The organism is Streptomyces glaucosporus (genome assembly GCF_039533345.1).
GTDB classification, from domain to species: domain Bacteria; phylum Actinomycetota; class Actinomycetes; order Streptomycetales; family Streptomycetaceae; genus Streptomyces; species Streptomyces glaucosporus.
Genome location: NZ_BAAATJ010000014.1, coordinates 109,116 through 122,660, shown reverse-complemented (window position 1 = coordinate 122,660; position 13,545 = coordinate 109,116). Strand labels below are relative to the sequence as shown.

The window sequence follows — 13,545 nt, the reverse complement described above, 5'->3', positions numbered from 1 at the left end:
CGGACCGCCGGGCGGGATCACGCGGCGGAGAGGACGAAGGAGAACCGGGCCGGCTCCGCGCGGAGCCGGTACCCGGGGAGCACACCGGGCCCGCAGGACTGCGAGCCGATGCCGTGCAGGGCGTGGTCGAGGTTGACCCAGACGGTGTCGCCGGGCACGAGGTCGCAGGTGTGCCCGGCGGCGTCGAGGTGCTCGCTCGTCCAGCGGCGCGCGGTGAACCAGAAGGGCGCGGAGCCGGCCTCGATCCGCAGGCCGCCGCCCGACCCGCCGTCCTCCCGCAGCTCCGCCCAGCGCACGTCCGCGCGGGCGCCGTTCTCCTGGGGGCGGACGTACGGGGTCTGGAGGTCGTCCACCGGCGCCTCCCAGCGTCCCGTCATCGCCGCCGCCCGGGTGTCGGGGTACGCCTCGCCCGGCCCGCCGCCGAACCACCGCGCGTACCCGTGGCGGGCGGGCAGCCCCAGCCGCACGCCCAGTCGCGGCAGCGGGCAGGGCCAGTCGCCCTCCGGCTCGACGGCCACCTCCAGCCGCACCGTCCGCTCGGTGGCGGTCCACCGGTAAACGGCGCGCAGACCCAGATCGGTGGCGGCCGGGGCGACACGGGTGCGCACGGTCAGAGCCCCGCCGTCGGCGGCGTCGGTCTCGACGGCGTCGAGGCGGTGCCGCATCCGGTGCAGGCCCAGCTCGCGCCACAGAAGCCCGTGACGGGTGTCGGTCTGCCAGGAGGCGCCGTTGTCGTTGTCGGTCGGGGCGCGCCAGACGTCCAGTCGCGGACCCTTCAGGGGGATGCCGCCGAGGGAGACGAGGAGCCCGTCGGCCGCGTCGAAGACGGCCGGACCCAGGTCGATCCGTCCCGCGGCCCGGCGGGGCGCCACCGGGGTGGCGGCCGGGCGGGTGCGGGGGAGGGGCGCGGCGGCGAGCTGGCCCCAGGCCACCGGGTGGCCCCGTTCGGCCCAGGCGGTGTCGTGGGCGAGGACGGCCCGCACGGTCCACCACACCTCGCCGGCGAGGTCGGTGCGGGGCGGTTCAGGGAGGGCGACCTCGGCGCTCTCGCCGGGGCCCAGCGGCGGCACGGGCAGCGTTCCGTCGGCGACCGTCTCGCCCTCCACCTCGTAGGACCAGGTGAAGGCCAGATGCGACAGGTCGGCGACGTCGTGGAGGTTGGCGACGCGCACGGTGCCGGCGACCCCGTCGCCCCCGATCCGGACCGGCTCGATCACCTTCTTGTACTCGACGAGGCCGGGGGAGGGGGTGCGGTCGGGGAAGAGCAGCCCGTCGCAGACGAAGTTGCCGTCGTGCAGCTCCTCGCCGAAGTCGCCGCCGTAGGCGAACCAGGGCCGCCCGTCGGCGGTGCGCCGGGCCAGCCCGTGGTCGATCCACTCCCACACGAAGCCGCCCTGGCAGCGCTCGTACCGTTCGAACAGCCGCTGGTACTCGCTCAGTCCGCCCGGACCGTTGCCCATGGCGTGCGCGTACTCGCACAGGACGAAGGGCATGGCGCGGCGCCGGGCGTCGGCCCCGGGGTCCTCCAGGGGCGGTTCGGCCCGCCGCCCGATCAGCTCGACCTCCTCGTGCGGGGCGTACATCCGGCTGTGGAGGTCGGAGTCGGGGTACGCGGGGTCGTTCTCGTAGTGGACCGGCCGGGACGGGTCGCGTTCGCGGATCCACCGGGCCATCGCGGTCAGGCCGCGCCCGGCGCCGCACTCGTTGCCCAGGGACCAGACGATCACCGAGGGGTGGTTCTTGTCGCGCTCGACCATGAGCCGGGCGCGGTCGAGCAGGGCCGGGGTCCACCGCTCGTCGTCCACGGGGTTGTTGCGCCACCCCAGGTCGACGAAGCCGTGGGTCTCCAGGTCGCACTCGTCGATCACCCACAGCCCCAGCTCGTCGCACAGGTCCAGGAAGGCGGGGTGCGGCGGGTAGTGGCTGGTGCGGACGGCGTTGACGTTGTGGCGTTTCATCAGCACCACGTCCCGGCGCATCGTCTCCAGGTCCAGGGTCCGTCCGCTCTCCGGGTGGAACTCGTGCCGGTTGACGCCCCGGAACAGCACGCGTCGGCCGTTGGCCTTCAGCACCCCGTCCTCGATCGCCACGGTGCGGAAGCCGATCCGCAGCGGGACCGTCTCGCCCTCCGTGGTCAGCCGGGCGCCGTACAGCCGCGGAACCTCGGCGGACCACGGCTCCACGGGGACGGTCGCGGACTCCCCCGCGGCCAGGTCGAGTCCGAGCTCGGGCACGGTGACCCGGCCGCCCGGCGCGGAGTCCACCCGCAGGGTGCCGGTGCCGGCGCGGTGGTCGTAGGAGGCGTGCACGAAGAAGTCGGCGACCGACCCGGCGGGGCGGTGCAGCAGCGTCACCTCGCGGAAGATCCCCGGCAGCCACCACATGTCCTGGTCCTCCAGGTAACTGCCCGCGGACCACTGGTGGACCCGGACGGCCAGCACGTTGCCGCGCGGCCTCAGCAGCCTTCCGACCGCGAACTCGTGCGGCAGCCTGCTGCCCTGGAAGACGCCCAGTTCCTGGCCGTTGAGCCAGACCCGGGCGCAGGACTCCACGCCCTCGAAGCGCAGCACGCACTCCCCGCCGGCCGGCCAGTCGCCGGGCAGGTCGAAGACGAGGCGGTGGTCGCCGGTCGGGTTCTCGGTGGGCACCCGCGGCGGGTCGACGGGGAAGGGGTAGGCGACGTTGGTGTACGCGGGCGAGCCGTGCCCCTGGAGGACCCAGTGGCCGGGCACCGCGACCTCGCCCCAGTCCGGGTCGCCGGACGGGTCGAAGTCCGGCCGGGTGAACTCCTCCCCTCCTCCGGCGGCGGTCGGCCACAGCCGGAAGGCCCACGTCCCGTTCAGGCTCAGCCGCCGGGCGTCGGAGTCCGCGTACCAGGCGCGGGCGGGGAGGGTGCCCCGGCTCGGCGTCACGTCCTCGTGGTACATGCGTCTCCTCGGTCGTCCGTGCCGGCCCGCCCCGCAGGGCCGGCCCGCTGAAGTCCGTTCCAGTGCGCTTGTGTTCGCTTGAGTTGTTCCCTGTGGCTCTCCGCAGACCCTGCCCGTTGCCGGAGTTTCCGACAAGACCCGGGTTCCCGCACGATCGCCCATCGGACGGTTCGTCAGAGGAAAGGGCGTTACTCCCCGGGGCGAGGTTCGGTTGATCAGCCGAACACCGGATCAGATTTGGCATGAACACTTCCTGAAAGAACGTGCCGCTGCTACCACGTAGTAAGCGCAACTCCCTCCCCCGTCCCCCCACGCTCCAGGAGGCTCCATGAAGCTGCCCCGTCTCGCGTCCGCGGCGGCCACCCTCACCGTCCTCGCCGGACTCGTGCTCGGCGGAGCAGGTGCGGCCACGGCCCAGGAGGCCGCCGCCACCTCCTACGTCGCGCTCGGCGACTCCTACTCCTCCGGAGTCGGCGCCGGCGACTACGACAGCAGCAGCGGCTCCTGCAAGCGCAGCAACAGGGCCTACCCGGTGCTGTGGAAGAACGCCAACGCCCCCGCATCCTTCCACTTCACCGCCTGTTCCGGCGCCAAGACCACCGATGTCATCAACAGTCAGCTCGGCCCCCTGAACTCGGGCACCACCCTGGTCAGCATCTCCATCGGCGGCAACGACGCCGGGTTCGCGGACGCGATGACCACCTGTGTCCTGCAGGGCACGAGCGGCTGCGTCGAACGGATCGACCAGGCACGCCAGTACATCGCCGGCACCCTCCCCGGACGGCTCGACGCGGTCTACGGCGCCATCCGGAGCAAGGCGCCCAACGCCCGGGTGGTCGTGCTCAACTACCCCCGCTTCTACAAGCTCAACGGCACCTGCGCGGTCGGTCTCAGCGAGACCTCGCGCAAGGCCATCAACGACGCCGCCGACCACCTGAGCGACGTCATCGCCAAGCGCGCCGCCGACCACGGCTTCGCCTTCGGCGACGTGCGGGGCCGCTTCACCGGACACGAGATCTGCTCCGGCGACGCGTGGCTGCACAGCGTCGACTGGCTCAACATCACCAACTCGTACCACCCCAAGGCGGCCGGCCAGTCCGGGGGCTACTACCCCGTGATGGAAGGACTCGCCTGACACAGCTGACACAGCCCCGCCAGAGCGGCGGCCGGATCGCGCTCCGCGGGACCCGCGGGCCACCACCGGCCGCCCTCCCTCCGGTACGGCCACCAGCGTCCGTCGCGCCCGAGGCGGAGCTGGAGGTCCGTGCCGGCAGCCGTCCAGCGGTTGCGGGTGACGCGCCACCGCGGCCGTTCCCCCTCCTCCCGCCCGTCCCCCCGGACGTCCGCCCAGGCGGCGGCGACCAGATCCCGGGCGCGCGCCCGCGCCTCGGGGTCCGGATCCCACTCCTCCTCCAGCACGGCCACCCCCTCGGGACCGCCGAACTCCCAGGCCCGCACGGCCACGCGGAGCTCCGAAGGGGTACGGCCGCAGCCCGCGGCCAGCCGCGCGGCGACGTCCGGGCCGGGGCGGGCGGCGGCCAGCCGCACCGCGTCCTGCCACCGGGTGAGCGGCGCGGGCACGACGGTGTCCGCGTGGCCCGGGGCCAGCGCCCCGGCCAGCATCCGCCGCGCGGCGTCGGCCGCCCGCGCCGCCAGGAACTCCAGCGCCGCGGTGTCCACACCGGGTTCGGGCGGCGCGCCGCCGGTGAGCGACGCGGAGCCGCCCGGCCCGGCGGGCACGGCGGGCACGGCGGGCAGCGGGGGCAGGATCGCCCCCAGCGCGTAGGCCTCGTCGGCCGGTACGCCCGCCGGCTCCCGGTCGGCCGGCGGCGCGGAGCCGTCCGCCCGCGCCGTACCGTCCGCCCGCACGGCGTTGCGCCGCTGCACCTCCTCCAGCAGGGAGCGCTCGTCCCGCCCCCGGACCAGCAGCAGCAGACAGGGGTCCCGGTCCAGCAGCCGCGCCACCTGGTAGGACACCGCCGCGGTGTGGAGGCAGTGGTCCCACGCCCCGCAGTCGCACTCCGGCTCCAGGTCGCCGATGCCCGGCAGCAGGGCGACGCCCGCCGCGTCCGCGTCCTCGGCGAGCCGGGGAGGCAGATCGTGGTCGAGGAGTGCCGCGATGTGGCCGGCCTCGCCGGCCACCACGTCCAGCAGCCGGTCCCACTCCGCGTCGTCCAGCCGCTGCACCAGCACGTCGCAGCGGCGGCGCGTGCCGTCGCGGTCCCGGACGACCGCGGTGACCCGCCCCGGCCGGACGGAGACCGCGCCGACCGCGCCCGCACGGGCGTACCTCCGCCCCTGCTTGAGCTGTTCGGAGTCGAGCGCGGTGTCCTCCAGCGCCCTGAGCCAGGACTGCCCCCACCAGGTTTGCGCGAAGCCGCGCCCGCGGGCGGGCGGCAGCGCCTCGAAGGTGCGCTCGCGCCGCTCCTCCGCTCCGTTCGTTCCGCTCACCGTCCGTCCCTCCGCAGCTCGACGAGACCGGCCAGTTCGGCGTCGGTCAGTTCGGTCGGGGCGGCCTCGCCCGAGCCCAGCACGGCGTCGGCGAGCGCCTGCTTGCGGGCGAGCATCCCGGCGATGCGGTCCTCGACCGTGCCCTCGGTGACCAGTCGGTGCACCTGGACCGGGCGGTCCTGCCCGATGCGGTACGCCCGGTCGGTGGCCTGCGCCTCGACGGCCGGGTTCCACCAGCGGTCGAAGTGCACGACGTGCTCGGCCCGGGTGAGGTTGAGCCCGGTGCCCGCGGCCTTCAGGGAGAGGAGGAAGACCGGCGCCTCGCCGCTCTGGAAGCGCTCCACCATCTCCTCGCGCCGCCGCACGGGGGTGCCCCCGTGCAGACACTGGACGCCCACCCCCCGGCCGGCCAGATGGCGCTCCAGCAGCCGGGCCATCCGCACGTACTGGGTGAAGACCAGGACCCCCGCCCCCTCGGCGAGGATGGTGTCCAGCAGTTCGTCGAGGAGTTCCAGCTTGCCCGAGCGGCCCGCCAGACACGGGTTCTCCTCCTTCAGGTACTGCGCGGGGTGGTTGCAGATCTGCTTGAGGGCGGTGAGCAGTCCCACGACCCGTCCGCGGCGGGCGAGGCCCTCCGCCCCGGAGATCCCGGCCAGCCCTTCGCGGACCGCCGCCTCGTACAGCCCGGCCTGCTCCGCCGTCAGCGCGACGGCTCGGTCGGTCTCGGTCTTGGGAGGCAGTTCGGGGGCGATGCCCGGGTCGCTCTTGCGGCGGCGCAGCAGGAAGGGGCGCACCAGCCGGGCGAGCCGCTCGGCCGCGGCGCCGCCGTCCGTTCCCGCGTCCCGCTCCACGGCGTCGGCGTGGAGCCTGCGGAAGGCGCCCAGGCTGCCGAGGAGCCCGGGTGTGGCCCAGTCGAGGACGGCCCACAGCTCGGTGAGGTTGTTCTCCACCGGGGTGCCGGTGAGCGCCACCCGCGCCCGGGAGGGGATGGCGCGCAACTGCCGGGCGGTGGAGGAGAACGGATTCTTCACGTGCTGCGCCTCGTCGGCGACGACCAGGCCCCAGTCCACGCGGGCGAGTTCGGCGGCGTCGAGCCGCATGGTGCCGTACGTGGTCAGGACGAACCCGTCCGCGGGCGCCTTCGACAGGTCGCGGCCGGTGCCGTGGTGGCGGCGCACGGGGGTGCCGGGGGCGAACCGCTCGATCTCCCGCTGCCAGTTGCCCAGCAGGGAGGCGGGGCAGACCACCAGCGTCGGTCCGGCCGAGGCGGGATCGAGCTGCCGGTGGAGATGGAGCGCGACGAGCTGGACGGTCTTGCCCAGGCCCATGTCGTCGGCGAGGCAGCAGCCCAGCCCGAGCGAGGTCGTCCGGTGCAGCCAGTTCAGGCCGCGCAGCTGGTAGTCGCGCAGGTCGGCGGCGAGTCCGGGAGGCTGGGGGACGGGGTCGGGGTCGGTGTGCCCGGGGTCGGCGAGCCGGCGGCGGAGTTCCTCCAGCCAACCGGTGGCCCGCACCTCCACCGCGGGTTTCCCGCCGTCCTCGCCGGGGAGGGCGCCGGCCAGCACGGCGCCGAGGGCGTCGAGCGGGGCGACCTCGCGGTCCCGGAGGTCGCGGGCCCGCCGCACCTCGGCCGGGTCGATCAGGACCCACCGGTCGCGCAGCCGGACGAGAGGACGTCCGGCCTCGGCGAGGCGGTCCAGCTCCGCACGGGAGAGTTCCCGGTCGCCGACGGCGAACCGCCAGCTGAAGGAGAGCAGCGCGTCGGCCGAGAGGAAGGAGGGCGCGGAGGGGGAGGAGGGGCGGCCCCGCCCGGGAACGTCCCCCGTGTCCGCGGCCTCCTCCGGGCCGACCACCGCGCGGGTGGCCAGCGTGCGGACCAGGTCCCGGGGCCAGTGCACCGCCAGACCCGCCGCGTCCAGCGCACGGGCGACGGGCGCGCCGAGGAGCTCGGCGACCTCCTCGTCGGCGAGTTCGACGGAGTCGGGGACGGCCGCCGACAGCAGCGGGGCCAGCGGCTCCCACGCGGCGGCGGCCCGGCGCAGGGTGAGCAGCGTGGCCGCGCGCGCCCGCGGACCGAAGTCCGCCGCGGCCGGGGAGGCGCCGGACCACAGTTCGGCGGCATCGGCGACGAGGGAGGGGCCGGCGGGGTCGTGCACCTGGAGGACGGCCCGGAAGCGCGGCGCGGGGGAGGGCTCCCGGGTGTCCCCGGCGCCGGGTCCGGTGAGGCCGGGGACCTCCACGCGCAGTGAGAGCCGCACGCCCGTGTCGTGCCCGGCGGCGACGCCGTCCGCCCAGGCGCGCTGTTCGGGCAGGTGCTGCGGGGCGTCGGCGGCGAAGGCGGGGCCCCCGGCGGCGAGTTCGGCCGCGGGAGTGCGGGGGAGGACGTCGGCCACGGCGTCGAGGAAGGCCCGCAGGAGCCGCTCCGGATCGGGCAGCCGCAGGTCGCCGGGGCCGGGGGAGGCCTCCCGCGGCAGCGGTACGGCGTGGGCGTACGGCGGCATGGCGGCGGCGAGGTCGCGCAGCCGGCCGAGGTCGGCGGGATCGAGGGGGCCGAGCCGCCAGGCGTCGTGGTCCAGCGGGCTCAGGCCGGGCAGCAGACGTCCCCGGGCGGCGAGGTGGAGGGCCAGCAGCGCGGCCGCCCCCCAGAACGCGGGGGCGCCCTCCCGGCGCGCGGCGCGGATCCGGGTCAGCACGGGCAGGGCGTCGGCGACGGGCAGCACGAGCGCCGGCACGCTGTGCGGACGCACCCGTCCTCCGGCACCGGGCAGGGCGACGGTCAGTTCCTGCGGCGGATGGCCGCCCGGGAGCGGAGGCTCGCCGTCCGGACGCCAGAAGGCGATCCGCCCGGCACGCGGCGGATCGGCGGGGAGGAAGACGGCGGCGCAGTCGGCGAGCAGAGGGGGAGACGGGGGCGAGGACGGTGCCACGGGCGAAGCCACAGTGCTGACTGACTCCTCAAATTTGACTAGTCAAGAGCGGCTCACCGTACAGCACGGCCGCTCCCTGCGCAAGCCCCGCCGGAAGGCGGTACGCCGGCACCGCACGGAACACGGTTACGGGGGTTCTCCCCAGGCCGGCACGGGGGCTGCCGCCATGGTCCCCGCCGCGTCCCCCTCCCTACGTTTGAGCAGACCGGAGCCGCGCCCGCAGACAACCCACGGAGGCAGCATGCCCAGGACCACCCGGCCCGCCGCACCGGACCGAAGCCCCGGACCGCCCGTGGGCGCCGCCGAGGGCGGCAGCGAGTTCGCGCCTCTGCTCCGGCAGGTCAGGGAGCAGGGCCTGCTGGAGCGGCGCACCGGCTGGTACGCGACCGGCATCGCCGTCAATGCGCTCGCGCTGGCCGCCGTCGCCGCGGGCACCGTGCTCCTCGGGCACTCCTGGTGGGTCCTGGCGCTGGCGCTCCCGTTCTCCGTCCTGTGGGCCCGCACCGCCTTCATCGGCCACGACGCCGGACACGCGCAGATCGCCGCGAGCCGCCGCGTCAACCGCGCGATCGGGCTCGTCCACGGCAACCTGCTGCTCGGGATGAGCCGCATGTGGTGGAACGACAAGCACAACCGCCACCACGCCAACCCCAACCACGTGGACAAGGACCCGGACGTCGGGGTCGGAGTCCTGGTGTGGACCCAGCGGCAGGCCGCCGGACGGGAAGGGGTCGCGCGGTGGCTCACCCGTCACCAGGCACGGCTGTTCCTCCCCCTGCTGCTCCTGGAGGGCGTCGCGCTGAAGGCGGCGAGCGTGCGGATGCTGTGGGCCGGCGAGGGGGAGCGGCGGCGGGGACGCGAGCGCGCCCTGGAAGGGGCGCTGATCCTGGCGCACCTGACCGGATACACGGCCCTGCTGCTGTCGGCGATGCCCGCCGGCAGGGCGCTCGCCTTCGCGGCCGTCCACCACGCGCTGTTCGGGCTCCACCTGGGCTGCTCCTTCGCCCCCAACCACAAGGGCATGGAGATGCCCGACCCGGACGGGGAGCCCTGGGGGCACCTGCGCCGCCAGGTCCTCACCTCGCGCAACGTGCGCGGCGGAGCGGTCGTGGACTGGCTGCTGGGCGGTCTCAACCACCAGATAGAGCACCACCTGTTCCCGAGCATGCCGCGCCCGCACCTCAGGCTCGCCCGGCCCCTGGTCCGCCGCCACTGCCGGGCGCTGGGGGTGCCGTACACCGAGACCGGGCTGTGGGACTCCTACGCGCAGGCGCTGCGGCACATGCACGAGGTCGGGGCGCCGCTGCGCGGATGAGGGCGCGCATGCCGGACGGGAGCGGGTAGGAGGGGAACCGGGACCCCCTCCCGGGCGTTCCGATGACGGGCGGTGGCCGTACCGCCGCCGAGGAGGCGTGGAAGATGACCAACCGAGGGAAGATCGCCGTCGGCGGTGTGGCCGCAGGGCTGTTCCTATGGTGGCTGACCGGAAGTTTCCTGATCGCGGTGGCGGTGATCGTCGGTGTCCCGGCGGTCGCCTACCTGATGCTCGACCCCTCGCAACGTCGCCGGCTGCGGCGGGTGACCCGCAAGGAACTGGGACGCTGAGCCGGCGCCGCACCGCGCGGCCGGGCGCGGGAAGGCGCGCTCAGACGGCGGCTCAGACGGCGGTGTCCGGCCGCAGGGCCAGCTCGTCCAGGGCCCGGAGCAGCCCCGGCAGCTCCGGGCCGCGGCCCACCGGGAGCACCCCGCCCGGCTCGTCGTCCAGCAGGACGAACGCGATGTCGTCGGTCCGGGCCACCAGGCTCCACCCGGGGCCGTCCACGCGCAGCGTCCGGGCGCTGCCGGTGGCGAAGGCCGAGCGGATCCGGCCGGGCGGAGGCGGGGAGTCCAGGTAGGCGCGGGCCTCCTCCAGGGCGCGGCGCGCCCTGCCGCGCGGCCGCTCTCCCGGGCCGGCGGACGTCACGTCCGCGTCGTCGACCTGCGCGCGCCAGTCGGCCCACCGCAGCGCGATCTCGTCGGCCCCCAGCCGCCGCTGCGCGGGGCCCCAGCGCGTGATGTCCGGCGGGGTCAGCGGCGCCCGGCCGCCGTCCGGTCCGGGACCGGGTTCCGGGTCGTGGGGAGCCGGGACGCCCGGCGCGGACACCGCCAGCGCCAGCGGCCAGCCGGGGAGCACGGCGGCGATCGTCCCCTCGTCCGGGGACAGGTCGTACTCCATACCGCAGTCCCAGGCGGCGATCGCACAGGCCACGAGGGACACGTCCTCCGTGGCGACCGTCCAGCGGGCTCCCTGCCCGTCCTGCCCGAGGACGAGGCCGTAGCCCTCCGCGTACGGCTCCAGCCCGAGCGCGGCGCACGCCTCGGGGTAGTCGTCGCCGAGGACGCTCGGGAACCGCGCGGGGGTGAGCAGCACCGCCGTCAGCACGTACAGCGCGTCGTCGTGTCCGTTGCCGGCCTCCGGCACGCCTGCCTCCTCTCGCCCGGTTACCGATCGGTACCCTCCTGGTCGTCCGCGCACCCTAGCCATGCGACGGGGGCGGCGTCGAGAGGCCGGGCGCATCGGAGCGCGTGGAGGCGGACGGGCCGGCCGCGCGCCAGGCGCGCACGGACAGCGCCGGGCAGCGGTCGTCCGTGCCGGCGCAGGAGACCGGACGGCGGCCCGTGGCCGCCGCCGGGGGACCGGATCTCCCGCCCGGCGGCCCGCTCGGAGAACTCCCGCACCCGCGTCCCGCCCCGGTCCGTCCTGCCCCGTCCTGCCCTCGTCCTGCGTCCCTCCTGGTCCATAGCCGATGCCGTTCCCCGCTCCCGGCCCCGGTACCTGTCCTTCCGGTTCCGGCCGTGGCCTCGGCAGGCCGGAACGGTGGTTGCCCGGACGCCTGTCGTGGGTAAGGCTGGCACGGCATGACCATGAGAAGGGGGAACCGGGCATGGCCCTGAGCAGTGAACTGGACTGGCTCCTGGACGATCTGACGCAGCGGATCTCGTCGGTGCGGCACGCGCTGGTGCTCTCCAACGACGGACTGGTCACGGCGGCCAGCCAGGGCCTGGAGAGAAGCCAGGCGGAGCACCTCGCCGCCGTCTCCTCCGGGCTGCACAGCCTGGCCAGGGGAACGGGCGAGCACTTCCACGTGGGCCGGGTACGGCAGACGGTGATCGAGTTCGACGAGGGAGTGCTGTTCGTCACGGCCGCCGGGGACGGCAGCTGCCTGTGCGTGCTCGCAGCCGCGGACGCCGACATGGGACAGGTGGCCTACGAGATGACCCTGCTGGTGAACCGGGTCGGCGAACACCTGGGCGTGGCCATGCGCAACGGCCGCTGAGCGGCCCGCCGGGCACCACCGGACACAGACCCACCAGGCACGATCCCGAGTTGTCCACAGGCGCCGCGCGCCGCCGCGGCGGCGGGCTACGGTCGTCGCACACAGTGACCGTGGCGTTGCGGAGGGGGAAATGTGTCCATGGGTCTGTCCTTGGAGCTGTTCTCGGAGCCGTCCCCGGAGCCGTCGTCGGAGCCGGTGAGGTCCGGGAAGGCGGAGGCGCCGGGAACGGAGGCGGAGGTCCGGGCCGCTCCGGTGGACGCCGTGCCGCTGGGCGAGGCGCACCGGAGGCTGGGACTGAGGCCGCGAGAGCTGGAGCTGGCCGTCCAGCTCGGCGAGGTGGCGACGGTGGCGCCGGAACGGGAGGGCCGCCGTCGGCGGGTGTCCGTGGCGGAGCTGGACCGGCTCCGCGCCGAGGAGGGATTTCCGGCCACACTGCGGCGGCGGCTGCGCCTGGTCGGTGCCCGGGAGGGCGCCGCGCTGCTGGGCGTCTCCCCGGCGCGCTTCGCCCGGCTCGCCCGGGCCGGCTGCTTCGGGCCGGTGCGCTTCTCCCTCAACCGGTACCGGTCCGTGGTGTGGTTCTACCTGGCGGCCGAGTTGCGGGACACCGCCGAGCAGCAGCCGGAACTGCTCGGCGGTGCCCTGCCCGAGGGGCTGCGGCGCCTGCTCGCCGAAGGCGAGGACCGGCGCCCGCGTCACTGGCGCAACCGCCGGATCGCCCAGGTGCTGCGCGGAACGGACGACCCGTGGGCGGCGGCCGCCGCCCACGCCGCCGTGCTCGCCCCGCAGACGGTGGAGGAGGTGGTGCCGGACGAGGCCGAACGGGCCCGGCTGGAGGAACTCCGGCCCGATCTGGCACCCGTCCGGCCGGACTCCCTCGCCGCCCGGGAGGTCGTCGGAAGACTGCTCACGGCCGACGGGGAGGAGGAGATCCTCTGGCACCGGCTGGGCCTCACCCTGGCCCTGAGCACGGCACGGTCGGCACGCCCGCTGCCCCGGCCCCCGGACGGGCGGACGGGGAGGGGGTCAGCCGCCCGCCCGCCGGAACAGGCCCTCCTGCATCACGGACACCAGCAGCCGGCCCCGCCGGTCGAAGATCTGCCCCCGGGCGAGCCCGCGGGCCCCGGTGGCGACGGGTGACTCCTGCTGGTAGAGGAACCACTCGTCGGCGCGGAACGGGTGGTGGAACCACATCGCGTGGTCCAGCGAGGCCATGTCGAAACCGCGCGGCCCCCACAGGGGTTCGACCGGAAGGCGCACCGCGTCCAGCAGCGTCATGTCGCTGGCGTAGGTGACGGCGCAGGTGTGGACGAGGGGGTCGTCGCCCAGGGGCCCCACCGCCCGCATCCACACCGCGCTGCGCGGCTCCACCCCTTCCAGCTCCTGCGGCGTCCAGCGCAGCCGCTCCACGTACCGGATGTCGAAGGGCTGGTGGTGCGCCATGCGCTCCAGCGACTCGGGCAGCGTGCCCAGGTGTTCGCGGACCTCGTCGGCCAGCTTCGGCAGCGACTCCGGATCCGGTACGCCGGGCATCGGCAGCTGGTGCTCGAAACCCTGCTCACCCCGGTGGAAGGAGGCGGTCAGGTTGAAGATCGTCCGGCCCTGCTGCACGGCCACCACACGGCGGGTGGTGAAGGACCGCCCGTCGCGCACCCGCTCGACCATGTACACGATCGGAACCCCGGGCACTCCCGGGCGGAGGAAATACGCGTGCAGGGAGTGCACCGGGCGGTCCCCGTCGGTGGTGCGCCCGGCCGCGACCAGAGCCTGCCCGGCGACCTGGCCGCCGAAGACGCGCTGCAGAGGCTCGTCGGGACTGTGGCCGCGGAAGATGTTCTCCTCGATCCGCTCCAGATCCAGCAGATCGACCAGGCGTTCGGTCGGGCTGTGGGGGTCGGTCATCGTCGGTGCTCCCTCGTTCGCTCCCGG

10 protein-coding genes are annotated in these 13,545 nt (G+C 75.2%); 5 read left to right on the top strand and 5 right to left on the bottom strand.

Annotated features, from left to right (window positions below; translation table 11 throughout):
• Positions 1-17 precede the first annotated feature (17 nt).
• Complete coding sequence (locus tag ABD358_RS16415) at positions 18-2,927, bottom strand: glycoside hydrolase family 2 TIM barrel-domain containing protein (protein ID WP_344631768.1); 2,910 nt, start codon at positions 2,925-2,927, stop codon at positions 18-20.
• Between the two features lie 328 nt (positions 2,928-3,255).
• On the opposite strand from ABD358_RS16415, the gene ABD358_RS16410 reads away from it, so the two are divergent.
• Entirely contained in the window at positions 3,256-4,062 is an 807-nt protein-coding gene (locus ABD358_RS16410; protein WP_344631767.1) for an SGNH/GDSL hydrolase family protein, read from the top strand.
• Here ABD358_RS16410 and ABD358_RS16405 read toward each other — a convergent pair.
• Together ABD358_RS16405 and ABD358_RS16400 are read right to left on the bottom strand one after the other, a co-directional pair.
• Positions 4,035-5,378, bottom strand: coding sequence for an SWIM zinc finger family protein (locus tag ABD358_RS16405; protein ID WP_344631766.1), 1,344 nt, complete (start codon positions 5,376-5,378; stop codon positions 4,035-4,037). The genes ABD358_RS16410 and ABD358_RS16405 overlap by 28 nt on opposite strands.
• A complete protein-coding gene (locus ABD358_RS16400; protein WP_344631765.1) occupies positions 5,375-8,314 on the bottom strand; it encodes a DEAD/DEAH box helicase in 2,940 nt (979 codons plus the stop codon). The genes ABD358_RS16405 and ABD358_RS16400 overlap by 4 nt, the downstream gene beginning before the upstream one ends.
• A gap of 229 nt (positions 8,315-8,543) precedes the next feature.
• Between ABD358_RS16400 and ABD358_RS16395 the strand changes: the two genes are divergently transcribed.
• Entirely contained in the window at positions 8,544-9,617 is a 1,074-nt protein-coding gene (locus ABD358_RS16395) for a fatty acid desaturase family protein (protein WP_344631764.1), read from the top strand.
• 104 nt (positions 9,618-9,721) lie between these two features.
• Positions 9,722-9,907: a hypothetical protein gene (locus tag ABD358_RS16390; protein ID WP_344631763.1), complete on the top strand. Its 186-nt coding sequence runs from the start codon at positions 9,722-9,724 to the stop codon at positions 9,905-9,907.
• Between the two features lie 52 nt (positions 9,908-9,959).
• On the opposite strand, the gene ABD358_RS16385 is transcribed toward ABD358_RS16390, so the two are convergent.
• Positions 9,960-10,763 carry a hypothetical protein gene (locus tag ABD358_RS16385; RefSeq protein WP_344631762.1) on the bottom strand — a complete coding sequence of 268 codons (804 nt, stop codon included), beginning with the start codon at positions 10,761-10,763 and terminating at the stop codon, positions 9,960-9,962.
• A gap of 463 nt (positions 10,764-11,226) precedes the next feature.
• On the opposite strand from ABD358_RS16385, the gene ABD358_RS16380 reads away from it, so the two are divergent.
• A complete protein-coding gene (locus ABD358_RS16380) occupies positions 11,227-11,619 on the top strand; it encodes a roadblock/LC7 domain-containing protein (protein WP_344631761.1) in 393 nt (130 codons plus the stop codon).
• 138 nt (positions 11,620-11,757) lie between these two features.
• Entirely contained in the window at positions 11,758-12,756 is a 999-nt protein-coding gene (locus tag ABD358_RS16375; protein ID WP_344631760.1) for a DUF6397 family protein, read from the top strand.
• Here ABD358_RS16375 and ABD358_RS16370 read toward each other — a convergent pair.
• Positions 12,643-13,518 (bottom strand): acyl-CoA thioesterase, encoded by an 876-nt coding sequence (locus tag ABD358_RS16370; RefSeq protein WP_344631759.1) that lies wholly within the window; start codon positions 13,516-13,518, stop codon positions 12,643-12,645. The two genes, ABD358_RS16375 and ABD358_RS16370, sit on opposite strands and share 114 nt — an antisense overlap.
• Positions 13,519-13,545: the final 27 nt, after the last annotated feature.